Genomic DNA, 25,885 nt, shown 5'->3' on the forward strand with positions numbered 1-25,885 from the left:
AGGAGGTCAGGCCTGCTGCAGGACCGCCTGGAGCTCGAGGGTGATGGTGACGTCCTCACCGAGGAGGACACCGCCGGTCTCGAGGGCCGCGTTGTAGGTGAGGCCGAAGTCCTCACGGTTGATCTTGGTCTTGGCGGTGGCGCCGGCCTTGTAGTTGCCGTACGGGTCCTGACCGAAGCCGCCGAAGTCGAACTCGAACGTGACCGGCTTGGTGACGCCCTTGATCGTCAGGTCGCCGTCGACGAGGAAGTCGCCGTCTTCGTGACGGACACCGGTCGACACGAAGTCGATGGTCGGGTGCTCCTCGGCGAGGAAGAAGTCGCCGGTGCGCAGGTGGGCGTCACGGTCGGCGTTCTTCGTGTTGACGGAGGCGACGTCGGCCTTGGCCGTGACGGTCGACTCGAGCGGGTTCTCGGCGGTCACGAACGTGGCGTCGAAGTTCTCGAACGTGCCCTTGACCTTGCTGATCATGAGGTGACGGATGCTGAAGCCGACCTCGCTGTGCACGGGGTCGATGGTCCAGGTGCCCGCCTTGTAGCCGGGGATGTCGATGGTCATTCGCTGATCTCCTTGAGAATCGGTGGTCTCGCTTGCGGAGCGGCGGACGATGCTACGCCCCGCTCGAGTACATGCAAGCGCATGGAGTGCGGCGATATTCCGATTTCGCGAAAAAAAGTTGACGCGTCACTGTTTCAGCGCGATGGAATGCCGCAGCACGAGCAGTGCGCGGGCGTCGGCGTCGATCCGGGCGGGAGGGATGCGCCCCGATCGGACCGCCGCGACGACGGCGTCGATCAACACGTCCGGGTCGGAACCGGTCGGGATGACATCGAGCACCATCGTGTTGCCGGCGGCGATCGCCTGCACCGCGTTCTCGCCCGGATCCTGGTACTGCGGCAGCCCGGTGTCCTGCAGCATCCGGAGGTCGTCGGTGATCGTGACGCCGTGGAAGCCGACCTCGTCCGCCAGGATGCGGTGCCAGGTCGGCGAGAGCGACGCCGGGAGCGCGTCGACCCCGCTGTAGATCAGGTGGCCGAACATGACGACGTCGGCACCGGCCTCGATGCCCGCACGGAAGGAGGGCAGATCGCGGGCCTCCCAGTCGGCGCGCGTCGTCGGAGTGGTCGGCACGACGTGGTGGGAGTCCGCGTCGGTCTCCCCGTGGCCGGGGAAGTGCTTCAGGGTGCTGAGCGCCGTCCCGCGCTCCCCCGCGACCGCCGCGGAGACCCGCGCGGAGGCGGACGCCGGATCGGTGCCGAGGATGCGATCGGCGATGAACGAGCCGGGATCCGCGGTCACGTCCGCGACGATCCCGAAATTGACGTTCACCCCCGCCTGCTTCAGCAGCGCCGCCCGGGCCGCAAACGCCTGCCGGGCGGCGTCGGGACTCTGCCCGCGCAGCTCGTCACCGCCGGCCTGGCCGTCCCAGGGCAGCCGGGTGACGTCCCCGCCCTCCTCGTCGATCCCGATCAGCGGAGGCAGGGTCGCGTCGGAGGCGCGCATGCTGGCGGTCTGCGCGGCCAGCGCCTCCGGCGTGGCGGGGATGTTGTCGCCCATCAGGATCATGCCGCCGAGCCCGTAGCGATCGACGAATCCGCGGAGCGCGGCCGCATCGGTGCCGGGGGCGTGCAGCATGAACAGGCTCGCGACCTTCTGCCGCAGGGTCATGTTCGCGAGGCGCGCGTCGGCGTAGGCGGCGACGGGGTCGGCGCTCGCGGTCGGCGTGGGCGTCGGAGCCGGTGTGCCGCTGGCCGTCGGGGTCCGGTCGGCGGCGCCGGCCCCGGCGGATGCGCAGCCGGCCAGACCGCCGACCAGGGCGACGACGAGACCGGCGGCGACGCTCAGCACCGCCCACCGTCTCGTCGTCCGCATCACACGATGCTAACCGTCACCCCTTGACGGCGCCTCCGAGCCCGGCGCTGCGCAGGAACAGCCCCTGGAAGACCAGGAACAGCACGATCGGGATCAGCGTCGAGATCGCGAGCGCCGCCAGGTATACGTCGAGCTGGATCGCCGCCTGCAGCGTGGGGAGCCGCACGGACAGCGGCTGGATGTTCGGGTCGCGCAGCACCAGCAGCGGCCACAGGTAGTCCTTCCACGCGGCGATGATCGCGAACACCGACACGACGCCGAGGATCGGCTTCGACATCGGCAGCACGATCGACCAGAACAGCCGGAACGGTCCGGCGCCATCGGTCCGCGCCGCCTCGAACACCTCGCGCGGCAGGTTGTCGAAGAAGCGTTTGACGAGCACGACGTTGAAGGCGCTCGCCCCGGCGGGCAGCCAGACCGCCCAGAAGGTGTTGATGAGGGACTGCCCGAGCAGCGGCGGGTTCAGGATGGTGAGGTACAGCGGCACCAGCAGGACGACGGACGGCACGAACAGGGTGCACAGGATCATCCCGTAGAGCACCTTGCCGTACTTCGGCTGGAGCACGCTCAACGCGTAGCCCGCCGTGGTCGCGACGAGCACCTGGGCCGCCCAGGATCCGGCGGCGACCCAGATCGTGTTGACGAACTGCACGTCGATGTGGACCGTCGACCACGCGGTCGACAAGTTCGCCCAGTCGACCCCGTTCGGGAACAGTGCCATCGGCGTCTTCAAGGTGTCCGCCGTCGGAGTGATCGCCGACTTGGCCAGCCAGAGCAGCGGACCGAGCCCGAAGACGATGAGCAGGACCAGGAGCACCACATTGATCACGCGCGTGCTCCATCGGACGCTGCGCTTGCGGCGATCGGAGACCGACAGGATGCCGCGATCGCCCTCGTCCGCGGGACGGCGCCGCCGCCGGCGGCGGCGGGGAGGCTCCGGGCTCGCGCCCTCCTCGACGACGGCGGTCACCACCGTGGTGACCTCGGGCGGAAGCTGGGTCGACGTGCTCAATTCTGGCTCCAGGACTTGGTGAGGCGGAAGTACACGAGGGAGAGCACCGCGAGGAAGGCGGCGAGCATCAGGCTCAACGCCGTCGCGGCGCCGTAGTCGCCCCCGAGGGAGTTCTGGAAGGCGTAGCGGTAGATCAGCAGCAGGATCGTCACCGTCGAGTTGACCGGGCCTCCTGCGGTGAAGAGGAACGGTTCGAGGAACACCTGTGCCGTCCCGATGATCTGGAGGATCAGGGTGATGAGGAGCACCCCCCGCAGCTGCGGCAGGGTGACGTGCCAGATCTTGCGCCAGATGCTGGCGCCGTCCACTTCGGCGGCGTCGTAGAGCTCGGGCGCCACACCGGTGATCGCCGCCAGGTAGATGATGATCGTCCCGCCGGCGGCGGCCCAGGTGGCCTCGACGACGAGCGAGGGCATCGCCTGCGTCGCGTCCTGGATCCAGGGCTGGGGTGGGATGCCCACCCAGCCGAGGATCGTGTTGAAGACGCCCGTCGGGCGCGCGTCGTAGAAGAACTTCCACAGCAGCACCGCCACCACGGGCGGCACGACGACCGGCAGGTAGGCGAGGGCGCTGTACAGGCCCTTCGCACGCTTGACCTCGCTCATCAGGACCGCAGCGATCAGGGGGATCGGGTAGCCCAGGATGAGCGCGAGGAGCGCGAACCAGGCGGTGTTGCCGACCGCGGTCCAGAACAGGGGGTCGTTCACCACCTGGACGAAGTTGTCCCAGCCGACCCAGGTGGGCGGGCTGACGAGGTTCGTGTGCTGGAAGCTCATCACCACGCTGCGGACGATGGGCCACCAGGAGAAGATGCCGAAGATCAGCAGCATCGGCAGCAGGAAGAGCAGGGTGCTCAGGCCACCGCCGCGGATCCAGGTCAGGGGTGTGCGCCGGGTCCGGCGGACGGCCGGGCGGCTTCGGTCGATCGCGGTCATGCGCGGGTCACTCTCTCACGTCGTGCGGGCGGCCGGCGGCGCAGAGCGCGCCGCCGGCCTCCCGTCGCTGTCACTTGTCGGCGTCGACGAGCTTCTGGATGTCGGAGTCGACCTTCGTCAGCAGCTGATCGATGTCGGCGTTCTGGTCCGTCAGCACGGCCTGGACGACCGTGTCGAGCGCGCCGTACAGCTCCTGGGTGTGCTTGTTCGGCTCCGGGACCAGGTTCGCGTCGAAGATCTTGTCGGTGAACGGCGCCACGTTCTCCTGCGGCACGTTGATCTCGTCCTTGATCCACTCCATGTTCTGGTCGTAGGTGGCCTTGTCGAACACGGGGAGCGTCGGCACGCCGACCGGCTGGCCCGACTTCACCAGCACCTTGGCGTCGGCGACGGCCTGGTCCTGGTTGAGCAGCTTCTGCATGTAGTAGAAGTCGATCCACTTCACGGCGGCGTCCTTCTGCGCCTGCGACGACTTCGGGCTGACCGCGGCGACGTTGCCGCCGGCGAGCACGCCGGCGTCCTTGTTGCTGGAGTCGATCGGCAGCATCGTCAGGCCGTAGCTCTTCGGGTCGACGGCGTTCTGCTGCACGAGGGAGGTGAGCACGTCGGAGCCGGACGGGTACATCGCGATCTGGCCCGCGCCGAACGCCTGGTTGATGCCGGACCAGTCGAGCAGGAAGTTGCTGCCGACCGAGTCGTCCTTCCAGCGCAGGTCCTTCAGCCACTGCAGGGCTTCCTTGGTCACCGGGTTGTTGGTGGTGACCTTCGTCTTGCCACCCTCGGTGGTCTCCATGCGGCCGCCGCGCGCGTACACGGTGGTGGTGAGTTCCCAGCCGCCGGTGTTGCCCTGCGTCATCTGCATGTAGCCCGCGACGCCCGGGACCTTCTCGGAGATCGTCTTCGCGTCGGCGCGCACCTCGTCCCACGTCGTCGGCGGCTTGTCGGGGTCCAGCCCGGCCTTGGTGAAGATGTCGCGGTTGTACGACAGGCCCATCGCGTATGGGCCGTAGGGGATGCCGTAGATCTTGTCGCCGTCCTTGGCGACGGCGAGGACGTTCTCGTTGAACTTCGACGCGTAGGGCAGCTTGTTCACCTCGGCCGTGATGTCGGCGAGCTGGCCCGCCTGGATCAGCGACTGCGAGTCGGTGAACGGCACGTTGAAGACATCGGGGAGGGTGCCGCCGGCGAGCTGGGTCGCGAACGTCGGACCCGTCCACTGGTACTCCTCGGACTTGACGACGATGTCCGGGTTGGCCTTCTCGAATTCCTTGACCCGGTCGTCGAAGGCCTTGAAGGCGGCCTTGTCGCTGCCCGGGATCAGGCTGGCGACGGTGATGTGGGTCTTGCCGTCGCTCGAGTCGGAGCCGGCGGACGAGCAGCCCGCCAGGACGCCGGCCCCGGCGAGGGCGACCGCGGCGACGGCCGCGATCGTGCGTGGTGACTTCATTGTCGATGTTTCCTTCCAGTGAGTGGTGAGGGTCTCTCTCAGTGAGTGGTGCGGATGGTGCGGGTGGTGCGGGACTCCGGCGGCCGGTGCTGTGTTCGTAGCCACGCCGTGGAGTCGGGAGGCAGCAGGCCGCGGTCGAGCGGGCTGCTGCTGAGCAGGATGGCGACGTTGTCCGGCAACGGCACGGATTCCGCCGACAGGTTGGTGACGCTGACGAACCGGTCGCCGCGGGCGAAGGCGAGGACCCCCTCGGGCGCGGCGACCCAGGCGAACGGTCCGTCGCCGAGGCCCGCCTCCTCGTGACGGATCCGGAGCGCCTGCCGGTACAGCCAGAGCATCGAGGCAGGGTCGCTCTGCTGCGCCTCCACCGTCAGCCCGGCCCAGGAGGCCGGCTGCGGCAGCCAGGGCTCGGCACCAGCGTCCGCGGGGCTGAATCCGAACGGAGCGCTCGCACCGCGCCAGGGCAGCGGCACGCGGCACCCGTCGCGCCCCGGGTCGACACCTCCCGAGCGGAAGTGCATCGGGTCCTCGAGCCGGTCGTCGGGCAGGTCCTCGACCTCCGGCAGCCCGAGCTCGTCGCCCTGGTACAGGTAGAGCGAACCGGGCAGCGCCGCCGTCAGCAGAGCCGCCGCCCGCGCTCTCCGGCGCCCGAGCTCGAGATCGGTGGGAGTCCCGCGGCGCTTCTTGACGAAAGCGAACGAGGAGTCCTCCCGCCCGTAGCGCGTCACCGGCCGGGTGACGTCGTGGTTCGACAGCACCCAGGTGCTCGGCGCCTCGACCGGGGCGTGGGCCGCGAGCGTCTCATTGATGGAGGTGCGCAACTGATCGGCGTCCCAGGGGCGGGCGAGGAAGTCGAAGTTGAAGGCGGTGTGCAGTTCGTCCGGACGCAGATACATCGCGAATCGGTCGATGTCGGGCAGCCAGATCTCCCCGACGAGCACGCGGGTGCCCGGGTAGGAGTCGGCGATCGAGCGCCACGAGCGGTAGATCTCGTGGAGCTCGTCCCTGTCCTGGTTCGGGTGCTCCCCCGCAGCCGGATGCTCCGGGACCTCGGGCAGCGCCGGGTCCTTCACCAGCAGGGCTGCGGAGTCGATCCGGACCCCGGCCACGCCCCGGTCGAACCAGAACCGGAGGATCTCCTCGTGCTCGCGTCGCACGTCGGGGTGGTTCCAGTTGAGGTCGGGCTGCTCGGGGCTGAACAGGTGCAGGTACCACTCGCCCGGTGCCCCGTCCGCATCCGTGGTGCGCGTCCAGGTGTCGCCGGAGAAGTTCGAGACCCAGTCGGTGGGCATCCGGTCCCCGCCGGCCCCACGACCGGGCCGGAACCAGAACCGCTCGCGTTCGGGCGAGCCCGGTCCGGCGGCCAGCGCGGCTTGGAACCAGGGGTGCTGGTCGGACACGTGGTTCGGCACGACGTCGATGATCGTGCGGATGCCGAGTACGAGCGCCTCGGCGATCAACGCCTCCGCCTCGGCCAGATCGCCGAAGGCCGGATGGATGCGGCGGTAGTCGGCGACGTCATAGCCGCCATCGGCGAGCGGCGAGACGTACCAGGGCGTGAACCACAGGGCGTCGACGCCGAGCTCCTTGAGGTAGTCGAGGTGCTGCCGCACGCCCGCCAGGTCGCCCACACCGTCGCCGTTGCCGTCCGCGAAGCTGCGCGGGTAGATCTGGTAGATCACCGCGCTCCGCCACCACGAGGGGTCGTCGCCCGCGGGCGCCGTCGGCGGCGTCTGCGCAGGGGCGCCGGCCGTGGCGGCCGGTTCGGCGGTGCGGTGCCCGGCATCGGAGCCGGTCAGCACGGAGAGGTCCACAGTGAGCCCTTCGCATCGGGCGGCCCTCTGGTCGGGCCGCGTCGGTCGCGACGCTGCCCTCGGCATCGTCGCTGCTCACCGAAATGTAGCGAACGCGACAAGATGATGCAAGAACTCAACACTGAGTAATTCACTTGCGTACTTTTGCAGCGGATTGCGCTGCCGCACCGGACTCAGGCCGGGCCGGTCGACCCCCGGACGACCAGCTCCGGTTCGAAGAACAGCTCGTCGCGGATCGCCGAGTCGCTGGAGATCTGCCGCAGCAGCAGCTCGATCACCGTGCGGCCCATGGGCTCGATCGGCTGACGGATCGTAGTGAGCGGAGGCTCGGTGCAGTTCATCAGCGCGGAGTCGTCGTACCCGACGATCGACACGTCGCGCGGCACGGAGAGCCCGGCGCGCCGGGCCGCGCGGATCGCGCCCAGCGCCATCGGGTCGCTCGCGCAGACGATGGCGCTCACTCCCGCGGCCAGCAGCCGGGTGGCGGCCGCCTGCCCGGCTTCGAGCGAATAGAGCGAATGCACGACCAGCCCGTCGTCCAGCGGCGTCCCCCACTCCTCCGCCAGCCGCCGCGCCGCCGCCAGCTTGCGCGTCGACGGCACGTGGTCCCGAGGCCCCAGGAGCAGACCGATGCGCTCATGCCCCAGCGAGCGCAGATGACCCAGCGCCTGGGCGGTGGCGACCGAGTCGTCGCAGGATACGGTGGCGAAGTGCAGCTCGTCGACCGGCGCGTTCACCAGCACGGTCGGCAGGTGCAGGTCGCGCAGGCGGGCGTAGTGCTCGTGCGACGCGCCGACCTGCGCGTACGCGCCTCCCACGAAGACGACACCCGACACCTGCTGCTGGAGCAGGAGGTCGACGTAGTCGGCCTCCGAGATGCCACCGGCCGTCTGGGTGCACAGCACCGGCGTGTAGCCGTTCTGTGCGAGCGCTCCCCCGATGATCTCGGCGAAGGCCGGGAAGATGGGGTTCTGCAGCTCGGGCAGCACCAGGCCGACGAGGCGGGCGCGCTCGCCGCGCAGCTTGGTCGGGCGCTCGTAGCCGAGCACGTCGAGCGCCGTGAGCACCGCCTGCCGGGTGGCGTCGGACACTCCCGGCTTGTCGTTGAGCACGCGACTGACGGTGGCTTCGCTGACTCCGACCTTGCGCGCGACCTCGGCGAGACGTTTCGACATGCCGCGATTCTACGCAAGACCTTGCAGGATCACGCAAGGATTGCGCAAACCCGCCTGCGGTCTACGATGACGACCATGGCGACCCGCGTGACCTCCCTGCTGCTCGCCTCCCATCCCGGGCCGACCCTGGTCGTGACCGGTGTCGCCGCGGGGCTCGGCATCGGGCTCGGCTACCCGCCGGGGCGGCTCGTCGTGCTCGCGGGGGCGATACTGCTGGGCCAGCTCTCCATCGGTTGGTCGAACGACTGGCTCGACGCCGCCCGCGACCGGGCGGTCGCCCGCGCCGACAAGCCGGCCGCGCGCGGCGACATCCCGATCACCGCCGTGCGGGTCGCCGCGTTCACCGCACTGGTGCTCGCCCTCCTGCTGACCGCCGTGCTCGGCCCCGCTGCCTTGAGCGCGCACGCCGTCGCCATCGCGGCAGGGTGGGTCTACAACCTCGGCCTCAAGGCGACGGTGTGGTCGTTCGTGCCGTTCGCCGTGAGCTTCGGTCTGCTGCCCGCGATCGCGACGCTCGGGCAGGAGGTCCCGGCCCTTCCCGCGCCCTGGGTCCTCGCCGCCGGAGCTCTGCTCGGGGTCGCCGCCCACATCACCAATGTCCTGCCCGATCTGGCCGACGACGCGGAGACCGGCATCCGCGGGCTGCCGCACCGGCTCGGTGCGCGCCGCAGCGGACTCGTCGCCTTCGCCTGCCTGGCCGTCGCCACGGCGCTGGTCGCGTTCGGGCCGGGCTGGCCGGTCCGTCCCGTGCTGCTCGTCGGGCTGCTGCTCGGCCTCGCCGCCGTCGTCCTGGGCGTCGTGCTCCTCCTGCGGCGCAGCCCGACCCGCCTGCTCATGCAGCTGATCATGACCTGCGCCCTGATCGACGTGGTAATGCTGGCCCTCGCGGGTCAGTCGGTCGTGACCGCCTGAACCGGCTCGGCCACCGGCTCCTTGTTGCGGATGCCGATGGCCGACACGATGCCGCCCGCCAGCAGGAGCGCCGCCGTCGCGATCATCGCCCGGTGCAGCCCGTCGACGTCGAGCTGCTCACCGATGATCAGCCCCGCCAGGGCGACCGTGATCAGCCCGGCGATGCGGGAGACGGCGTTGTTCGCGGCGGACGCGATCCCGGCCTCCGCGGGGTGGATGGCGCCGAGGATGGCGCTCGTCAGCGGCGCGACGGTCATCGACAGGCCGATGCCGAAGAGCAGCACGGCCGGCAGGAGCCCGGTCCAATAGCTCACGTGCGCGTCCGCCAGCAGCAGCCAGAGGAAGCCGACCGAGGCCACGATCGGCCCGACCGCCATGAAGAACCGCGGCCCGTACTTGCCGGCGAGTCCGCCGAAGAACCCCGATAGCAGGAGCATGCAGAGTGTCGACGGGATGAACACGAATCCGGCCGCGATGGCGGTGAACCCGGCGACCTGCTGCAGGAACAGCGTCACCATCAGCGGACCGAACGACAACGCGCCATAGACGAAGGCCGTGGCGATGTTCCCCACCCAGAAGTTGTGCACGCGGAACAGCGCCAGCGGCAGCATCGGCTGGGCGACGCGGTTCTCCGCGACGAAGAAGGCGGCGAGGGAGAGCACACCCACGATGAGCGGGATCCACACCCGCGGGCTCCCCCAGCCGAACGCACCCTGCTCGATGAGGGCGAACACGGTGCCCGCGAGCCCGACGGACCCGAAGATCGCTCCGAGGATGTCGACGCGGCCGCCCGTGCCGTGGTCGTCCTCCTTCAGCGTGAGCATCAGGGCCAGGGTGATCGCGATGGGGACCACGTTGATCACGAAGACCCAGCGCCAGGAGAGCGTGTCGACGAAGACGCCCCCGATGACGGGCCCGGCGATCATCGCGATGCCGGTCCAGGCCGTCCAGCGACCGATCGCCTTCGCCTGGGCCGCGCCCTCGAAGCGGGAGATGATGATCGCCAGAGAGCTCGGCACCAGCAGGGCGCCGGCGACGCCCTGGAGAGCGCGGGCGACGACCAGGAACACGCCCGTCGGGGCGAAGGCGCAGAGCAGGGAGGTGATGCCGAAGCCGATGAGGCCCGCGTAGAGCACGCGTTTGCGCCCGAAGACGTCGGAGAGCGAACCGGCGAGCAGGATGAAGGACCCGAGGGTCACCAGGTACCCGTCGACCACCCACTGCTGCAGCGGCAGGCCGCCGCCGAGCTCCTTGTCGATCGCCGGCAGAGCCACGTTGATGACCGCACCGTCGAGGAAGGCCACGAAGCTCGCCAGGATCGCGATGATCAGGACTCTCAGCTGGAGCGAGCTCATGCGTTCGGTGGCCATGTGCTCATTCAACGGCCCCCGGGACCGCCGGTGCAAGCACGCACATCGGCGACTAGTCGTTTCCCTTGGTGCAGGTCTGCTGCGCGGCGGTCTGACCGGTGATGGTCGACGGCAGTTCCACGGCGGACGAGGTCGGATCCGGTGTCGGGGGCACGGCGCCGTCGGTGGCGGGCGTCTCCGGCGCGGTCGTCTCGGTCGGCGTCGGCGTGGAGGTCGCGTTCGGGTCCTCCGCCGCCCGTCCGGTGCTGCCGGTCAGCTTCACCGGCACATCGTTGACGAGCGCCTGGTTCAGCGCCCGCGCGGCCGAGACCTGGGGCACGACCCGGTTGACGTTGTCCGGGTCTGTGACGGCGGGGTACTGGACGAACACCATGTTCTCCAGCCCGGTGTCCTTCACGGCCAGCGCGATCTGCACCAGCGTCGTCGGATTGCTCAATGACTCCGACGGAGTCACGTTCTGCACGGCGGCCTTGGCCAGTCCGTACAACTGGACCGGGTTGGTGAGCACCCCGCCGCTCACGATCTTGCGCGCGAGCGCCGAGAGGAACACCTGCTGATTGGAGATCCGGCCGAGGTCGCTGCCGTCGCCGACGCCGTGGCGGCTGCGCAGGAACGAGAGCGCCTGATCTCCCACGAGCTCGTTGTCGCCCGCCGGGAGGCTCAACGGCGGATTGGTGTAGTCATCGCTCACCGGAGTCGCGAGGCAGACGGTGACACCGCCGACCGCCGTCGACATCGCGCTGACCCCGGCGAAGTTGATCACCGCGCCGAACGGGATCGTCAGGCCGGTCAGCTTCTCCACCGTGAGGACGACACAGGCGAGGCCGCCACGGGAGAGCGCGGTGTTGAACTGGGCATACGAGCTGCCGTAGGCCGTCCCGCTGCCGCCGGCCGCCGGGCAGTCCGGGATCGCGATCATCAGGTCGCGCGGGAAGCTCACCACCGTCATGCTCTTGTGGTCCTGGGCGATGTGCAGCAGCATCGTGACGTCGTTGTTGCCCGCCCCGCTGCTGGCGTCCTGCTCCGTCGACGACTCGTAGACGCCGCCGAGGCCGGATCGGCTGTCGGTGCCGGCGATCAGCAGGTTGATCCCACCCTCCATCGCCGCCACGTCCGGGATGGCCTGCTGGGTGTGCCCCGGGAGCGAGACCAGCTTGACGCCCGTCTTCACCGACCGCGCGACATCCCAGAGCGCATAGGCGCCGACCGACCCCACGCTGACCAGGACCACCGCCATCGCCGCGGCGAGCAGCCCGAACACCCGGCCGACGGCCCGGCGGGGGTGCAGGCGGCCGTGGCGCACGGGGAGCGGACCACGGGCGCGCTGGTGCCGTCTGGGCAGGTCCGTCATGCCTGGCCTTTCGGGGTCGGGTGCACGGGGATGCGGGAAAGCCTAGCCAAGATTCCTTTCCGCGCGGGACGGGACGCGCCTGCCGGGCACGGTCGGCCGGCCCCGGTCCGGGGGCCACCACCGCGCGAAGCGCAAACCCGTGTTACCCGGGATGTCCCGCGTGACGCCGCGTGACGGCCGCCCTCGACCCGGCCTGCCGCGACCTGCGAGCCTGCCTCGCAACCGTGGAACAGGAGGGGGTACAGACATGAGCGACCAGCTGATCGTCGCCGTCGCGCTCGAGGGAGCGGGATGGCATCCGGCCGCATGGCGGGACGCGGGCATCGCCGCGTCCACCGTGTTCCGGCCGTCGTACTGGGTGGAGCAAGCACGACGAGCCGAGGCCGCCGGCGCCGACTTCCTCACCTTCGAGGACGCACTGAGCGTGGCCACGCCGACGCGGCCCGATCGCCTCCGCGGGAGGCTCGACGCGCTTCAGCTCGCGAACTTCGTGGCCAGGCGCACGGAACGGGTCGGTCTGGTGCCGACGACGAGCGTGCTGGAGTCGGAGCCGTTCCACGCCTCGACTCAGCTCGCCACCCTCGATTTCACGAGCGAGGGCCGGGCCGGCTGGAAGGTGCAGCTCGGCCGGCCGGGCGAGAGCGCGAACATCGGTCGCCGGTCGCTGCCCGAGCTGGGACCGGCCCTGCTCGATGCCCCCGACGGGCTCGATCAGCTCGCCCGGCTCTTCGACGAGGGCGCCGAATTCGTCGCGGTGGTCAGGCGGCTCTGGGACAGCTGGGAGGACGACGCCGTGATCCGCGACGCAGCGACCGGGCGCTACCTCGACCGGAGCAAGCTCCACCACGTCGACGTGGAGGGTGCCGCCATCCGCGTCGCGGGACCGTCGATCACGCCGCGGCCACCGCAGGGCCAACCGGTGATCAGCGTTCTCGCGCACGCCGAGATCCCGTACCGGCTCGCCGTCCGCGCCGCGGATCTCGTCTACATCACACCCGTCGACGCCGCCGATGCGGCGCGGATCGTGGACACGGTGCGCACCCTGGAGAAGACCGAACGGTTCGAGCCGGATCCGGTGCGGATCGTCGCCGACCTGGTCGTGCTGCTCGAGCCCGACGCCGCCGATGCCCGCCGCCGGCTCGCCCGCTGGGACGACCAGGACGGCGAGCCCTTCGCCTCCGATGCCGCCGTCCACGCCACCGACCCCGAGTCGCTCGCCGATCGGATCGCCGAGCTGGCCGACACCGGGATCGACGGCGTCCGGCTGCGCCCCGCGTCGGTGCATCGCGATCTCCCGGCGATCGGCGACCTGCTGATCCCCGCCCTCCGCCGACGCGGGCTCGTCGACGAGCGACCGCGCGGTGGGACCCTGCGCGATCGACCCGGACTCGACCGCCCCCGCAACCGCTACGCCGCGTGACCCGAGGAGAACCATGACCGCATCGAACAAGCGCCGGCTCCGGCTGGCCGCCGGGGTGCCCGGTGTCAACCACTGGACCGTGTGGAGCGCGCCGGACGCCGGCAGCCAGATCGACTTCAGCACCTTCGAGCACGTCGCCCGCACGGCGGAGCGCGGATTCTTCGACTACTTCTTCCTCGCCGAGGGCTTGCGGGTGCGGGAGCACAAGGGGCGCATCCACGAGCTCGACGTCGCCGGGCGGCCGGACAACCTCTCGGTGCTGGCCGCCGTCGCGGCCGTCACCGAGCACATCGGACTGGTCGGCACGGCCAGCGCGACCTACAACGAGCCGTACGACCTCGCCCGCAAGCTGGCCTCGCTCGACCACCTCTCGGGAGGCCGGGCCGGGTGGAACATCGTCACGTCGTCCGATGCGTTCACCGGCGCGAACTTCCGTCGCGGAGGCTACCTGGACTACGAGGACCGGTACCGTCGAGCGGAGGAGTTCGTCGCGCTGTCTCGTCTGCTCTGGGACAGCTGGTCCGCGGGCGGGCCAGAGCCCTACCGGTTCGCCGGCGAGTTCTTCGACACGCACGGCTGGTTCCCGGTCGAGCCGGGACCCCAGGGGCGTCCTGTGCTCGTGCAGGCGGGCGACTCCCCCGCCGGCCGTGATTTCGCGGTCCGTACGGCCGACGTGGTCTTCAGCCGCCACGGCGAGCCGGAGGCCGGGCGGGCGTTCCGCTCCGATGTGCGGTCGCGGGCGCGGGCGGCCGGACGCGATCCGGACAGCATCCTGGTCATCCCGGCCGTGAGCGTGGTGCTCGGCGACACGGCGGCGGAGGCGGCCGAGCGTGCTCGCGAGGTCTCCTTCCAGCAGGTGACGCCGCAGACCGCGATCCATCTGCTCGAACAGGTCTGGGGCGAGGACCTCTCGGCCCAAGATCCCGAGGGACCGGTGCCCGCCCCCTCCGCTGCCGCGGGCGGGCAACTCACGCAGGGTCAGGCCCGGCGCGTCGACGACCCGCAGGCCGCCGCACGCGAGTGGCACGCACGCGCCCAGGCGCACGGCTGGAGCATCCGGGAACTCGTCGTCGCGCAGACCACCCGGCACGAGTTCGTCGGCACACCCGGATCGGTCGCCGCCCGACTCGACGACGCAGCACAGTCCGGCGCCGCCGACGGCTACGTGCTCTCGGGCTCCGTGGTCCCGCACGGCATAGACGAGTTCGTCGATCGCGTCGTCCCGCTTCTGCAGGAACGCGGCGTGCTGCGCACCGCTTATGAGCACCCGACTCTGCGCGGCACTCTGGGTCTGGGTCTCGGCGACGCCGCCGATGCCGACCGGGTCGAGGCGGCGTCGTGACCGCCATCCCGCTCGGCATCCTCGACCTCGTCCCGGTGTCGAGCGGTTCCGGGCCGCGCGAGGCCGTGGCCGCCACCCTCGACCTCGTGCGCCGGGCCGAGGCGGCCGGTTACTCCCGATACTGGTTCGCCGAGCATCATTTCAACCCCGGCGTGATCGGCTCCTCGCCCGCCGCACTCATCGCGCTCGCGGGAGGTGTCTCCGAACGCATCCGCCTCGGCTCCGGCGCCATCCAGCTCGGACCGGGGAGCACCGAGGCGACGGTCGCCGAGGAGTTCACCCTGCTCGACGCCGCCCTGCCCGGGCGGATCGACCTCGGGCTCGGCCGCTCCGGGCTCGCGACCGGCGGCCCGAGTGCGCCGGAGCACGCCCCCGAGACGGTCACCGACGGCCTGTTGATCCCCGCGCCGTTCCGGTTCGACCGCGTGTTCGCCGCCCCGAAGTACCGCACGCTCGGTGCCTTGCTCGGCCGCAGCGAGGAGGGCCCCGCCTTCTCGGACCAGGTCGAAACCGTCCTGGCCCTGCTCGGGGGCGGGATCGGCGACGGAGACGAGCGGGTGACGCTCGGCGTCGACGGCACCGGACCCGACGTGCGCCTCTTCGGCAGCGGCACGCTCACCGCGCGTCTGGCCGGTCGACTCGGTCTGCCGTTCGCGGCGAACTACCACAGCGCGCCCAGCGGCGTCCTGCTGTCGGTCCAGGAGTACCGCAGCAGCTTCGTCCCGTCGCCGCGGCTCGACCGGCCGCATGTCATCGTCTCCGCCGACGTGGTCGCCGCGGACACCTCCGATCGCGCCCATCTGCTGGCGACCGGCTACGGCGCCTGGGTGCGGAGCATCCGCACGGGTGCCGGCGCGATCCCCTACCCGTCGCCCGGGGAGGCCGCCCGCCACCCGTGGACCGACGAGGACAGGCGGCTCGTGGACGACCGCGTCCGCACCCGTTTCGTCGGGACCGCGTCCGAGGTCGCCGATCGGCTGGAGACGCTGCGCGACGCGACCGGCGCCGACGAGCTGGTGCTGACGACCATCACGCACGATCCCGACGCGCGGGCGGCGAGTCACGAAGCGATCGCACGGGAGTGGGCGCTCCGTGGCTGAGGTGCGTGCGGCCATCGACGTCCACCGCTCCCCTGCCGCGGTGTTCACCGCATTGACCGACCCACCTCGGCTGAGCAGGTGGCTCGGCGACAGCGTGCAGTTCGAGCCGCGAGCCGGCGGCCGGGTCGCCGCGACCGAGGCGGGGGTGACCACCACCGGGCATGTGCTGGAGGTCGTCCCCGCCCGCCGACTGCTGATCGCGTGGGACCCGGCCCAGCCGGCATCGGCCGGCGCCGCGCCCACCTTCGCGCCGGGGTCACGGCTCGAGCTCGTCCTCGCCCCGGACGAGGGCTCGACGCACCTCTCCGCCATCCACTGGTACCTCCGTGCCGAGGCCGCGCCCGCGGCGCAGCGGGACCTCGACCTGAGGCTGGCGCGCCTGCGCTCTCTCCTGGAGCCCGCGGCGTGACGACCGGACGTGACCTCCGTCACCCGACGACGCCCAGCACCCGGTACCTCGACGCCCTGCGCGAGCGCACCGAGCAGCGGGCCCGTGGAGCGGCTCCCCTCACCTCGCCGCATGCGGGCGCACCCCGCGCCTCCCGCAGCGCGGTCGCCGCCGCGGTGACGGCGCGGGAGGAGCGGATCGTCGCGCTCTCGCGGACGCTCTTCTCCGATCCCGAGGGGGCGTTCGGCGAGTACCGGTCCGCGGCCGCCGTCGCCGCCGCGCTGCGCCACGAGGGGCACTCCGTCGAGATCGGGCGATTCGGGCTGCCGACGACCGTGCTGGCCTCCGCCGGTCGGGCGTCCGGCGGCCCGGTGATCGCCGTGATCGCCGAGTACGACGCGCTGCCCGGGATCGGGCACGGATGCGGTCACAACATCATCGCCGCAGCCGCCGTCGGGGCCTTCCTCGGCGTCGCGACCGTGGCGGATCGCCTCGACGGGCGCGTCGTGCTCCTCGGCACACCGGCGGAGGAGGGCAGCAGCGGCAAGGAGCTGATGGCGCGCGCAGGCGCGTTCGACGACGTCGACGCGGCGATCATGGCGCACCCGTTCGGATACGACGCCGCCGACCACCCCTTCATCGGTCGCCGCATCCTGCGCGTCCGCTATCACGGCGTGCCGGCGCACGCCTCCGCAGCACCGTTCATGGGACGCAACGCGCTCGACGCCGCGACCCTGCACTACCAGGCGGTCGCACAGCTGCGGCAGCACCTTCCGCCGGGCGACCGCGTGCACGGCGTGCTCTCCGGGGGAGATCGGCCGAGCGTCGTGCCGGCGGAGGCCTCCCTCGAGTACTACCTCCGTTCGCCCGAGGCGGCGACCCTGCGTGAGCTGAGCGACCGGCTCATCGAGATCTCCGAGGGTGTCGCCATCGCCACCGGCACCGGCGTCGAGCTCGACTGGGACCCGCTGCCCTTCACACTGCCGACCCGCTTCAACCGGCCCCTCAACGAACGCTGGGCCGTCAACCTGGAGCAGCGCGGCCGCCGGGTGCTGACCCGGGAGGTCGTCCCCGCCGAGCTCGCGGCGTCCACCGACTTCGGAAATGTGAGCGTCCGCATCCCGGGGATCCACGCGGTGATCGCGGTCGCACCGCCGGAGGTCGCGCTGCACACCGCCGAATTCGCCGCCTACGCTGGTGGGGAGGCGGGCGACCGCGCCGCCGTGGATGCGGCGCACGGCCTCGCGCTCACCGCCCTCGATTTCCTCACCGACCCCGCCCTCCGTGCGGCGGTCGCCGACGACTTCGCCGTCGCTGGCGGTCCGCTCGACGTCGAAAGGTACTTCTCATGACGACCCCCTCCTCCCCCACGCCCGCGGTCTACGCCCTCCACGAGAATCCGGACTGGTTCGAGCCGTTCCGGCGTGCGTTCGAGGAGGAGGGCGTGCCTCTGGTCGAATGGATGCTGGTCGACGGCGTGCTGGATCTCGACGCGGTACCACCGGAGGGCGTGTTCTGGTCGCGGATCAGCGCATCGGCCCACACCCGCGGGCACGGTCTCTCCAAGGACTACGCCCGCAGCGTCCTCTCCTGGCTGGAGTCGCACGGGCGGCGCACCGTCAACGGACGCCGGGTGCTGGAGCTGGAGGTCAGCAAGGTGGATCAGCTCACCGCGCTGCGCGCCGCCGGCATCGACACCCCGCGCACCGTCGCGGTCGTCGGCGTCGATCGGCTCGTGGAGGCCGCTCGCACCTTCCCTGCGCCCTTCCTCACCAAGCACAACCAGGGCGGCAAGGGGCTCGGCGTGCAGCGCTTCGACTCGGCCGAGGAGCTGGCCGCGCTCATCGACAGCGGCCTCTTCGAGCCCCCGGTCGACGGCATCGTGCTGCTGCAGGAGCTGCTCGTCGCGGCCGAGCCGGCGATCACCCGGGTCGAGCTGGTCGACGGCGACCTGGTCTACGCCGTCCGCGCCGACACCGAGCTGGGCGGCTTCCAGCTGTGCCCGGCGGACGCCTGCGCGATCGACCCGGTGACCGGCGCCGAGCTGCCGCAGCAGCTGTTCCGCCTGCGTGAGGCGTTCGACCATCCCCTCGTCGACCAGTACCGCGCCTTCACCCGCCGCACCGGCATCGAGATCGCCGGCATCGAGTTCATCGAGACCGTCGACGGTCGCGCGGTCACCTACGACGTCAACACCAACACCAACTACAACGCCGACGTCGAGGCCGCGGCCCCGTCGTCGGGGCCGCGGCAGATCGCCCGGTTCCTCGGGCGCGAGCTGGCCTCCCGCTACGCCGCGGTCGGCTGAGTCGTCGCGGTCCGCACTGCCGACGCCGGGCGACCGAGCGCGGGCGCGACCGCCGTGAGCACGTCGTGCAGGACCTGCTCGTACTCCGCCTCGGCGAACTCGTAAGGCAGCTCGAGGCGCAGCTCGTCGATCTCCGCCACGGCGGCGTCGGCGAGGAGTGTCTCGACGATCTGCTCCGCGGTGCCGACCAGGTCGGGCGCGAAGAGCGTCCGCCGCTCGCCGTGCGCGATACCGACGCGGGCGTCCCGTTCGCGCTTGTAGCTGCGATAGCGTTCCGCCGATGCGCGATCGGCACTGTCGGTGGGCAGGATCACCCGGCCCAGCGCCACGCGGAGGTCGTCCGGCCGTGTGGTGAGCGAGCGGTGGAGCCGGATCAGCTCCAGCTGCGCCGTGACGAAGTCGTCGGTCCCCTCACCGGAGATCACGTTGCCCGTGAGCAGGTGGAGGCCGTGCCCGGCCGCCCACCGGATCGAGCGCGAACTCCCGCCGCCGTACCAGAGCCGGCCGGCGAGTCCCGGGCTGTTCGGCTGCAGGCGCGGGCGCTGGATGCTGCCCGGCGCGTGGATGACCGTCCCCTCGTCGCCGAGGTAGGCGCCGGAGAGGTGGTGCTTCAGCCGCTCGATGCGGCCGTGCCCGAGGTCGTACGACCTCCAATCGCCATCGAAGACGTGCTCGGCCAGGAGCTCCGCGTGCGGCGGCGTCCCCGCACTCAGCCCGACCGCGAGCCGGCCGCCCGAGAGGACATCAGCGGTGGCGAGGTCCTCGCCCAGCCGCCAGGGACTCTCGTAGCCGATCGGGATGACCGCCGTACCGAGCTCGATGGTGCTCGTGCGCTGCGAGGCCGCACCGAGCACGACCGCCGCCGACGAGATGCCGTGCTCCAGGTGACGCTGACGCACCCACGCTCCGTCGTAGCCGGCCCGCTCCCCGAACGCGATCAGCCGGAGCGTCTGCTCCAGCCCCTCGGCGGGATCGTCGTCGGCGTAGTTGCCGGGGGTCAGGAACGAGATGCTGCGGAGGGGTGCCATGACCGACCCTTCTGGACAGTGGCGGCCGGCCAGGCCGGGTCGCCGATGCGTTCGCGGAGCAGCGGAGCGACCTCCGCCTGGAAGAGCTCGAGGGAGTCCACCCACGCGGTGCGGGCGAGGTGACCGGGATGGCCGCCGACCGAGATCACGCTGTTGCCGAAGGCCTCGTGGTAACGCCCGACCTTGTCGATCACCTCCTGCGGACTGCCGACCAGCGCGGACGAACGGGCGAGGTAGTCGTCGTAGTCGACGTAGTCGGTGCGCGTCCCCGGCAGGGAGTGATCGGCCTTCGCGACCGACGCGACGAACTCCTCGTACACGGGGCGGTAGGCCGCTTTCGCCTCCTGGGAGGTGCGGGCCACGAAGAGGGCATGCCCCGCACCCACGGTCGCCTGCGCGGGGTCGCGGCCGGTGTCGGCCCACACCGCACGGTAGTGCCGCACCAGGGCCGCGTACTGCTCGATCGGGTTCATCGCATTCGCGGAGAAGATCGGGTCGCCGTGCCGGGCGGCGAGCTCCACCGACGCCTCCGACGTCGCGGAGCCGTGCCAGATGCGGATGCGCTCCTGGAGCGGGCGCGGCTGCACGTCGGCCTCCACCAGGGGCGAGGTGCGGATACTCGGGATGCCCGGGGTCGGCTCCCACGTCACCGATCGCGATGACCACAGCTGCCGAAGCAGCAGGAAGTTCTCGCGGAGCGTCTCCCACGCCTGGGTGCGGCCGATGCCGAACAGCTCGGCCTGCTCGGGACCGTTGCCCTTGCCGATGATCAGTTCGAGGCGCCCGCCGGAGAGCTGATCGAGCGTCGCGTGGTCCTCGGCGACGCGCACGGGGTCGAGGACCGAGAGCAGGGTGACCCCCGTGAAGAGCCGGATCCGGCTCGTCGCCGCCGCGAGGTACCCCAGCAGCACCGTCGGCGAGCTCGACAGGAACGGCGCGTGGTGCCGCTCTCCCACGGCGAACCCGTCGAAGCCGAGCTGCTCGAAGAGCACGGCGTCGTCGACGACCTCGCCGAACCGCTCGGCCGCGAGGGGCGGCTCCTCGCCGGGACGGCGGGGCGGGTTGGCGATCAGATCCAGTCCGATGAACTTCACGAGGGGCTCCTCCTACTTCGTCGTGTACGCGTCGACCAGTGAGCCGAGACGGGAGTCCGCCCCGAGCACGACCCCGTGCACGTTCGGCGCGGTCCCCAGCACCGTCGTCAGCTCGACGACCGGGATGTAGTAGGCCAGGTCGATGATGCGCGCGTTCGCCTTCTGAGCGATCTGGGCGCGCTTCGTCTGGTCGGCCGTCGCGAGCTGGTCGGTGAGGTCCTGCTGCAGCTCGGTGTCCGTGTAGCCCTTGGCCGCATTGCTCGGCAGCGCGGACGAGAACTGCGTGCGGAGCACATCGCCGTCGGCACGGGACAGGTTGCCGTAGGCGAGGTCGAAGTGCCCCGCGCTCGCCTCAGCGAGGTACTGCGGCACGGTGCCCGTCCAGACCTCGACCCGGATGCCGATCGCCTTCAGCTGCTGCTGGATGAGCTCGATGACGGACTGGTTCGGGGTGAAGTTGGCGATGTACCCGAGCTTCAGGTCGAGCGTCGTGCCGTCCTTCTCGCGGATGCCGTCGCCGCCCTTCTTCCACCCCGCCGCGTCGAGCAGCTTCGCGGAGGCCTTCGCGTCGAAGCCGAGCTTCGCGCTCAGGTCGACGGCGCCCGGGGTGTTCGTGGCGAGCACGCTGGTGGCGACCGCGAACTCCGGCGTCAGCGCGGACTGCTGGATCAGCGAGCGGTCGAGCGCGGTCAAAAGCGCTCGGCGCACCGAGACGTCCGCCAGGGGCGACCCCTCCCGGATGTAGGTGGAGAGCCCGAAGGCGATGCCCGGGTTGGCCCGGATCACCAGCGGGGTCTTCTGCGCCTGCAGGCCGGCGATGTCCTGCGGCAGCACACCGCCGATCGCGTCCACCTGCTTCGAGCTCAGGCTGCAGGTGCGGACGCCCGCCTCCGGCACGATCGTGAAGGTCACCGTGTCGAGGTGCGCGGCGCCGCGGTTGCTGTAGTCCTCCGGCGCCCAGGCGTAGCCGGCGCGCTTGGTCAGCACGACCGAGGTGTTCTTCGTGTAGCTCTTCAGCACGAACGGCCCGGTGCCGCTGAGGCCCGCCCCGGTCGCGCGGTCGTCGTACGGGATCGCCAGCGACTTCGGCGACAGGAGGCCGAGCGCAACCGAGGCCGCCGCCTGCGGGAAGGCTCCGTTGGGCTTCGAGAAGCTCACCGTGAAGGTCGAGTCGTCCACCACGGTCGTGCCCGCGTAGTTCGGCAGCGCCGTGATCGCACTCAGCGCCGTGGTCGCGTTGGCGACGATGTCGTCGAAGTTGTCCTTGACGACCTGCGCGGTCAGCGGGGTGCCGTCCGAGAAGGTGACTCCCTTCCGCAGGGTGAAGGTGAACTGCGTCGCGTCGGCGTTGGCCTCCCACTTCGTCGCCAGCCAGGGGACGAGCTTGCCGGTCTTGGGGTCCTGCTCGATCAACGAGTCGAAGAGCTGCCGCTCGACGTACAGTGTGTCGTTGCCGCTGCCGGTCGCGGTCGGGTTGAGCGTGATCGGGTCGTTCCCGAGCGCGAACGTGAGCGCACCGCCGTCGACCGGGGTGGCGGCCGCCGTCGACGTCGCTCCGGGCGCCGCGGCGCCCGCGCACGCGGAGAGCAGCAGGCCGGCGGCCGCCGCGGTGGCGATGCCGGCGGCGAGCCGGCGGTAGGTGGGGGTTCTCATGCTGTTCTCCTGATACTGGGTCGGGGATCGCGACCGGGGATGGCCTCCAGCAGGTCGCGGGTGTACGGGTGGTGCGGGTCGCCGAACACGGTGGCGACCGGTCCGGCCTCGACGACGCGGCCCGCGCGCAGCACGGCCACCTCGTCGGAGATCTGTCGCACGACGGCGAGGTCGTGGCTGATGAACAGGTAGGCGACACCGTGCTGGGCCTGCAGGTCGGCGAGCAGCGCGAGGATCTGCGCCTGGACGCGCACGTCGAGCGCGGACACCGCCTCGTCGAGCACGATCAGCTCGGGCCGCAGGGCCAGTGCTCGGGCGATCGCCACACGCTGGCGCTGACCTCCCGAGAGCTCCGCCGGGCGGCGACCGAACGCATCGGCGGGCAACCCGACCTCGTCGAGGAGCACCCGTGCCCGCTCGGCCTGGGACCGGCGATCGCCGACACGCAGGGACCGCAGCGGCTCCGCGATCACATCTCCGACGGAGAGCCGCGGATTCAGGGAGGCGTACGGGTTCTGGTAGACGACCTGGATCCGGCGGCGGAGCCGGCGGAGACGCCCGCCGGAGAGTGCCGTGACGTCCTCGCCGTCGAACACGATCCGTCCGGCCGTCGGCTGCTCGAGCCGCAGGATCAGCCGGGAGGTCGTGGTCTTGCCGGACCCGGACTCCCCCACGAGCGCGAGGGTGCGACCGCGCTCGATCGCGATGCTGACGCCGTCGACGGCGCGGGTGCCCCCGAACTCCTTCACCAGTCCGTCGGCGCGCAGGAGGGCCTCGGCCCGAGGCCCGTTCTCGACCGCACCTGCGGAGTGCTCCGCCCGGGCGCGGGTGAGGAAGGTGCCGCCGGTCGTGTTGAGGCTCGGCGCCGCCGCGATGAGCGATCGCGTGTACGGGTGCTGCGGGTCGCCGAGCACGGCGTCGGGCGTCCCCTCCTCGACCAGGGCTCCTTCCGAGAGCACGAGGATCCGGTCGGCGCGCTCCGCGGCGATGCCGAGGTCGTGGGTGATGAGCAGAGTGGACGCCCCCACGTCCTCGGTGAGCGCGTCGAGCTGGTCGAGGATGCGGCGCTGCACCGTGACGTCGAGGGCGCTGGTCGGCTCGTCCGCGATCACGAGGGAGGGCCGCGCGGCCAGGGCGATCGCGATCAGGACGCGCTGCCGCTGGCCGCCCGAGAGCTGGTGCGGGAACTGTCGCGCCCGCAGCTGGGGACGGTCGATGCCCGCACGCTCCAGGGCCTCCACGGCGTCCAGCAGGGCCGTGCGACGATCGGCGAGCCGATGGATGGTCAGCACCTCCGCCACCTGGTGCCCGATCGTCTTCACCGGGTTGAGCGAGACGGTGGGGTCCTGCGGCACGTACCCGATCCGGCGACCCAGCACGGAACGGAAGGCGGCGCCGCGCAGACCAGAGAGGTCCTGGCCGGCGAAGCGGATCGTTCCCTCGACCGTCGCATTCGCCGCCAGCAGGCGCACGATGGCCGCCGCCGTCGTCGACTTGCCGGAACCCGACTCGCCGACCACGGCGACGCGCTCCCCCGCCGCGACGGTGAAACCGATGCCCCGCACCGCGTCGACGAGGCCCACGCGGGTGCGGTAGCCGACCCGCAGGTCGTCGACCCGCAGCAGTTCCGTGCCCGTCATCGCGCGCCTCCCGCCGCGCCGCCGTGCGACAGCGCTCGTGAGATCCGGTTGCCGGCGAGCACCGTGAGGGCGATCACCAGGCCAGGAACGGTCGTCATCCACCAGGCCGTGGCCAGGAAGTCACGGCCGTTCGCGACGAGTGCACCCCACTCGGGCGTGGGCGGCTGCGCGCCGTAGCCGAGGAAGCTCAGGGCCGAGATGGCGAGGATCGCACTGGAGAAGTCGAGGGCGACCAGAGCGAGCAACGGCGAGATCGAGTTGGGCAGCACGTGCCGCAGCAGCACCCGCAGCCGTCCGGCTCCGCCGGCGACCGCCGCCTCCACGTAGACGCTCGACCGCACGCGCAACACCTCCGAACGGAGCACACGCGCGTTGGACGCGACCGCGGTGACGCCGACCGCGATGGCGACGTTCACCGTCCCGAAGCCGAGAGCGACGACGAACGCGAGCGAGAGCAGAAGCCCGGGGATGGCGAGCAGCACATCGGTGAACCGCATGAGCACCGCATCCACCCAGCCGCCCCGGTATCCAGCGAGCAGGCCGATCACCGTCCCCGCGAGCAGACCGACGACGACGGCGATCGCGGCGGCGCCGAGCGACAGCCCCGCGCCGTGGACGACCCGCGCGAACAGGTCACGGCCGATGGCGTCGGTGCCGAAGAGGTGCGCGGCCGACGGCGCCTGCCGGACCGGACCGGTCGTCGCCAGCGGATCCACCGAAGTGAAGAGCGTCGGTGCCACGGCGGCGATCAGAAGCAGGAGGATCCACACGGCCGAGACGAGGAGGCCGGGCCGTGCGACGAGGTCGCGGACGCGGGAGGCGGCCCGCCTCGAGCGCCCGCCGCCGGAGGAGGCGCGGGCGCCTGTCACGGTGGGTGTCGGCGTGGCCGCCCGGTCGAGGGAGAGCGTCTCGGTCATGCGGCCACCACCGGAACGCGCACCCGGGCACGCGCGGTGACGATGCGCGGGTCGAGCAGCGGATACACGAGATCGACGATCAGGTTGACGGCGACGAACACCAGGGCGCCGAAGACCACGACGCCCTGCACCACGGGGATGTCCTGTGCGGCCACGGCATCGGCCGTCGTCCGGCCGAGACCCGTCCGGCCGAACACGGTCTCGGTCACGACCGAGCCCGCCAGGAGGTTGCCGACCACCAGACCCGCGATCGTGAGCGCCGGGAGCGCCGCGTTGCGGAACGCGTGCCCGAGCTGTACCCGGGTGGTGGAGGCTCCTTTCGCCCGCGCCGTGTCGGCGTACGGCTGGGCCAGTTCCCGCTCGAGTCCCTGGGCGAGCAGCTGAGCGATCAGCGCGCTGGTCGGGATCGCGAGGGTGATCGCCGGGAGCACGGCGCTGCCCGGACCGTTGCCGGTGGCGGGGAACAGGGCGAGCTGGAACGAGAAGAACTGGATGAGCAGGAGTCCGAGCCAGAACGACGGGATCGCGACCCCGAGCGGCGGCAGGCCGAGAAGCAGGCCGCGCAGCCCACGCGCCCGGGTGCGGGTGGCCGCCAGGGCGATGCCAGTGCCGAGCAGGAGGGCGAAGACGAAGCCGAGCCCCGCGATCTGGGCCGTCGCCGGGAGGCTCTCCGCGATGAGGGCGGAGACCGGGCGCCCCGAGACGAACGACCGCCCGAAGTCGCCGGTGAGCGCGTGGCCGGCCGCGGTGAGGAGCCGGAGGAGGACCGGCTGGTCGAGCCCCCATTCCGATCGGATCGCGGCGATCTGCTCGGCGCTCAGATCCGTGGACTGGCCGCCGGTGAGGCTTGCGAGCGCGTCGCCGGGCAGCGCCCAGAGCACGAGGTAGCTCGCCGCGTAGGCGACGGCGAGGACCAGGGCCGCCTGTGCGAGGCGGCGCAGGATGTACCTGCCCATGTGGGCTCCTTTCACGGGTGGTCGTGAAGCCATTCCGTCAGGAGCCCGCGCCCCTCCCGCCATCGGATTACCGAGTGTGTCCGTTCTTACGCGCCGTGACCCCGCCCCTGGCGCGCGACGCCCGCCGCCGCTACGCGCGCGCCAGAATGGG

The 25,885-nt window shown here is 71.3% G+C and carries 22 protein-coding genes; 7 read left to right on the forward strand and 15 right to left on the reverse strand.

The features are described from left to right. Positions 1-6 precede the first annotated feature (6 nt). The 7 genes from U870_RS0102880 to U870_RS0102910 form a co-directional block, all read right to left on the reverse strand. Positions 7-558, reverse strand: a complete 552-nt coding sequence (locus tag U870_RS0102880) for a YceI family protein (RefSeq protein WP_025155917.1) — start codon at positions 556-558, stop codon at positions 7-9. 126 nt (positions 559-684) lie between these two features. Then, complete coding sequence (locus U870_RS0102885) at positions 685-1,872, reverse strand: glycoside hydrolase family 3 N-terminal domain-containing protein (RefSeq protein ID WP_025155918.1); 1,188 nt, start codon at positions 1,870-1,872, stop codon at positions 685-687. Between the two features lie 16 nt (positions 1,873-1,888). Then, entirely contained in the window at positions 1,889-2,884 is a 996-nt protein-coding gene (locus tag U870_RS0102890; protein ID WP_025155919.1) for a carbohydrate ABC transporter permease, read from the reverse strand. Beyond that, the gene (locus U870_RS0102895; RefSeq protein WP_025155920.1) at positions 2,881-3,819 is read right to left on the reverse strand and encodes a carbohydrate ABC transporter permease; all 939 of its coding nucleotides are present in this window, start codon (positions 3,817-3,819) and stop codon (positions 2,881-2,883) included. The genes U870_RS0102890 and U870_RS0102895 overlap by 4 nt, the downstream gene beginning before the upstream one ends. A 70-nt stretch (positions 3,820-3,889) precedes the next feature. Beyond that, a complete protein-coding gene (locus tag U870_RS0102900) occupies positions 3,890-5,266 on the reverse strand; it encodes an extracellular solute-binding protein (protein WP_025155921.1) in 1,377 nt (458 codons plus the stop codon). A gap of 38 nt (positions 5,267-5,304) precedes the next feature. Continuing rightward, positions 5,305-7,146, reverse strand: coding sequence for a glycoside hydrolase family 13 protein (locus tag U870_RS0102905; protein ID WP_052357518.1), 1,842 nt, complete (start codon positions 7,144-7,146; stop codon positions 5,305-5,307). Between the two features lie 107 nt (positions 7,147-7,253). Further along, complete coding sequence (locus tag U870_RS0102910; RefSeq protein ID WP_029947105.1) at positions 7,254-8,255, reverse strand: LacI family DNA-binding transcriptional regulator; 1,002 nt, start codon at positions 8,253-8,255, stop codon at positions 7,254-7,256. 75 nt (positions 8,256-8,330) lie between these two features. On the opposite strand from U870_RS0102910, the gene U870_RS0102915 reads away from it, so the two are divergent. Beyond that, on the forward strand, positions 8,331-9,167 hold the full coding sequence (locus U870_RS0102915) for a UbiA family prenyltransferase (protein WP_025155923.1): 837 nt from the start codon (positions 8,331-8,333) through the stop codon (positions 9,165-9,167). Here the strand turns inward: U870_RS0102915 and U870_RS0102920 are convergent. Then, positions 9,146-10,537: an MFS transporter gene (locus U870_RS0102920; RefSeq protein ID WP_115644387.1), complete on the reverse strand. Its 1,392-nt coding sequence runs from the start codon at positions 10,535-10,537 to the stop codon at positions 9,146-9,148. The two genes, U870_RS0102915 and U870_RS0102920, sit on opposite strands and share 22 nt — an antisense overlap. A 52-nt stretch (positions 10,538-10,589) precedes the next feature. Continuing rightward, complete coding sequence (locus U870_RS0102925; RefSeq protein WP_025155925.1) at positions 10,590-11,888, reverse strand: LCP family protein; 1,299 nt, start codon at positions 11,886-11,888, stop codon at positions 10,590-10,592. Between the two features lie 247 nt (positions 11,889-12,135). On the opposite strand from U870_RS0102925, the gene U870_RS0102930 reads away from it, so the two are divergent. The 6 genes from U870_RS0102930 to U870_RS0102955 are packed head-to-tail and all read left to right on the forward strand — an operon-like array spanning position 12,136 to position 18,446. After that, the gene (locus U870_RS0102930; protein WP_029947106.1) at positions 12,136-13,308 is read left to right on the forward strand and encodes an LLM class flavin-dependent oxidoreductase; all 1,173 of its coding nucleotides are present in this window, start codon (positions 12,136-12,138) and stop codon (positions 13,306-13,308) included. 13 nt (positions 13,309-13,321) lie between these two features. Then, positions 13,322-14,650, forward strand: coding sequence for an LLM class flavin-dependent oxidoreductase (locus U870_RS0102935; RefSeq protein ID WP_025155927.1), 1,329 nt, complete (start codon positions 13,322-13,324; stop codon positions 14,648-14,650). Beyond that, positions 14,647-15,750 carry an LLM class flavin-dependent oxidoreductase gene (locus U870_RS0102940; RefSeq protein ID WP_025155928.1) on the forward strand — a complete coding sequence of 368 codons (1,104 nt, stop codon included), beginning with the start codon at positions 14,647-14,649 and terminating at the stop codon, positions 15,748-15,750. Before U870_RS0102935 ends, U870_RS0102940 begins: the two co-directional genes overlap by 4 nt. Next, positions 15,743-16,159 carry an SRPBCC family protein gene (locus U870_RS23000; RefSeq protein WP_025155929.1) on the forward strand — a complete coding sequence of 139 codons (417 nt, stop codon included), beginning with the start codon at positions 15,743-15,745 and terminating at the stop codon, positions 16,157-16,159. Before U870_RS0102940 ends, U870_RS23000 begins: the two co-directional genes overlap by 8 nt. Continuing rightward, complete coding sequence (locus U870_RS0102950; protein WP_025155930.1) at positions 16,156-17,490, forward strand: M20 family metallopeptidase; 1,335 nt, start codon at positions 16,156-16,158, stop codon at positions 17,488-17,490. Before U870_RS23000 ends, U870_RS0102950 begins: the two co-directional genes overlap by 4 nt. Then, positions 17,487-18,446 (forward strand): ATP-grasp domain-containing protein, encoded by a 960-nt coding sequence (locus U870_RS0102955; protein ID WP_025155931.1) that lies wholly within the window; start codon positions 17,487-17,489, stop codon positions 18,444-18,446. The genes U870_RS0102950 and U870_RS0102955 overlap by 4 nt, the downstream gene beginning before the upstream one ends. Here the strand turns inward: U870_RS0102955 and U870_RS0102960 are convergent. Genes U870_RS0102960 through U870_RS0102985 form a run of 6 tightly spaced genes read right to left on the reverse strand, consistent with a single transcriptional unit; the run spans position 18,428 to position 25,734 of the window. Next, positions 18,428-19,474, reverse strand: coding sequence for an LLM class flavin-dependent oxidoreductase (locus tag U870_RS0102960; RefSeq protein WP_025155932.1), 1,047 nt, complete (start codon positions 19,472-19,474; stop codon positions 18,428-18,430). The genes U870_RS0102955 and U870_RS0102960 overlap by 19 nt on opposite strands. Next, a complete protein-coding gene (locus U870_RS0102965) occupies positions 19,444-20,568 on the reverse strand; it encodes an LLM class flavin-dependent oxidoreductase (RefSeq protein ID WP_025155933.1) in 1,125 nt (374 codons plus the stop codon). Before U870_RS0102965 ends, U870_RS0102960 begins: the two co-directional genes overlap by 31 nt. A gap of 12 nt (positions 20,569-20,580) precedes the next feature. Continuing rightward, positions 20,581-22,221, reverse strand: a complete 1,641-nt coding sequence (locus tag U870_RS0102970; RefSeq protein ID WP_025155934.1) for an ABC transporter substrate-binding protein — start codon at positions 22,219-22,221, stop codon at positions 20,581-20,583. Further along, positions 22,218-23,861, reverse strand: a complete 1,644-nt coding sequence (locus U870_RS0102975; protein WP_025155935.1) for a dipeptide ABC transporter ATP-binding protein — start codon at positions 23,859-23,861, stop codon at positions 22,218-22,220. Before U870_RS0102975 ends, U870_RS0102970 begins: the two co-directional genes overlap by 4 nt. Further along, positions 23,858-24,778 carry an ABC transporter permease gene (locus tag U870_RS0102980; RefSeq protein WP_025155936.1) on the reverse strand — a complete coding sequence of 307 codons (921 nt, stop codon included), beginning with the start codon at positions 24,776-24,778 and terminating at the stop codon, positions 23,858-23,860. Before U870_RS0102980 ends, U870_RS0102975 begins: the two co-directional genes overlap by 4 nt. Then, positions 24,775-25,734 carry an ABC transporter permease gene (locus U870_RS0102985; protein ID WP_025155937.1) on the reverse strand — a complete coding sequence of 320 codons (960 nt, stop codon included), beginning with the start codon at positions 25,732-25,734 and terminating at the stop codon, positions 24,775-24,777. The genes U870_RS0102980 and U870_RS0102985 overlap by 4 nt, the downstream gene beginning before the upstream one ends. Positions 25,735-25,885: the final 151 nt, after the last annotated feature.

Origin of the sequence: Leifsonia aquatica H1aii, assembly GCF_000633535.1 — a bacterium.
Lineage (GTDB): Bacteria > Actinomycetota > Actinomycetes > Actinomycetales > Microbacteriaceae > Leifsonia > Leifsonia aquatica_A.

Coding starts and splice junctions, on each gene's coding strand:
- U870_RS0102960 (WP_025155932.1), bottom strand. CDS start 19,474: ATGGCACCCCTCCGCAGCATCTCGTTCCTGACCCCCGGCAACTACGCC.
- U870_RS0102935 (WP_025155927.1), top strand. CDS start 13,322: ATGACCGCATCGAACAAGCGCCGGCTCCGGCTGGCCGCCGGGGTGCCC.
- U870_RS0102955 (WP_025155931.1), top strand. CDS start 17,487: ATGACGACCCCCTCCTCCCCCACGCCCGCGGTCTACGCCCTCCACGAG.
- U870_RS0102920 (WP_115644387.1), bottom strand. CDS start 10,537: ATGGCCACCGAACGCATGAGCTCGCTCCAGCTGAGAGTCCTGATCATC.
- U870_RS0102970 (WP_025155934.1), bottom strand. CDS start 22,221: ATGAGAACCCCCACCTACCGCCGGCTCGCCGCCGGCATCGCCACCGCG.
- U870_RS0102915 (WP_025155923.1), top strand. CDS start 8,331: ATGGCGACCCGCGTGACCTCCCTGCTGCTCGCCTCCCATCCCGGGCCG.
- U870_RS0102930 (WP_029947106.1), top strand. CDS start 12,136: ATGAGCGACCAGCTGATCGTCGCCGTCGCGCTCGAGGGAGCGGGATGG.
- U870_RS0102980 (WP_025155936.1), bottom strand. CDS start 24,778: ATGACCGAGACGCTCTCCCTCGACCGGGCGGCCACGCCGACACCCACC.
- U870_RS0102925 (WP_025155925.1), bottom strand. CDS start 11,888: ATGACGGACCTGCCCAGACGGCACCAGCGCGCCCGTGGTCCGCTCCCC.
- U870_RS0102900 (WP_025155921.1), bottom strand. CDS start 5,266: ATGAAGTCACCACGCACGATCGCGGCCGTCGCCGCGGTCGCCCTCGCC.
- U870_RS0102910 (WP_029947105.1), bottom strand. CDS start 8,255: ATGTCGAAACGTCTCGCCGAGGTCGCGCGCAAGGTCGGAGTCAGCGAA.
- U870_RS0102885 (WP_025155918.1), bottom strand. CDS start 1,872: ATGCGGACGACGAGACGGTGGGCGGTGCTGAGCGTCGCCGCCGGTCTC.
- U870_RS0102895 (WP_025155920.1), bottom strand. CDS start 3,819: ATGACCGCGATCGACCGAAGCCGCCCGGCCGTCCGCCGGACCCGGCGC.
- U870_RS0102905 (WP_052357518.1), bottom strand. CDS start 7,146: ATGCCGAGGGCAGCGTCGCGACCGACGCGGCCCGACCAGAGGGCCGCC.
- U870_RS0102985 (WP_025155937.1), bottom strand. CDS start 25,734: ATGGGCAGGTACATCCTGCGCCGCCTCGCACAGGCGGCCCTGGTCCTC.
- U870_RS0102975 (WP_025155935.1), bottom strand. CDS start 23,861: ATGACGGGCACGGAACTGCTGCGGGTCGACGACCTGCGGGTCGGCTAC.
- U870_RS0102880 (WP_025155917.1), bottom strand. CDS start 558: ATGACCATCGACATCCCCGGCTACAAGGCGGGCACCTGGACCATCGAC.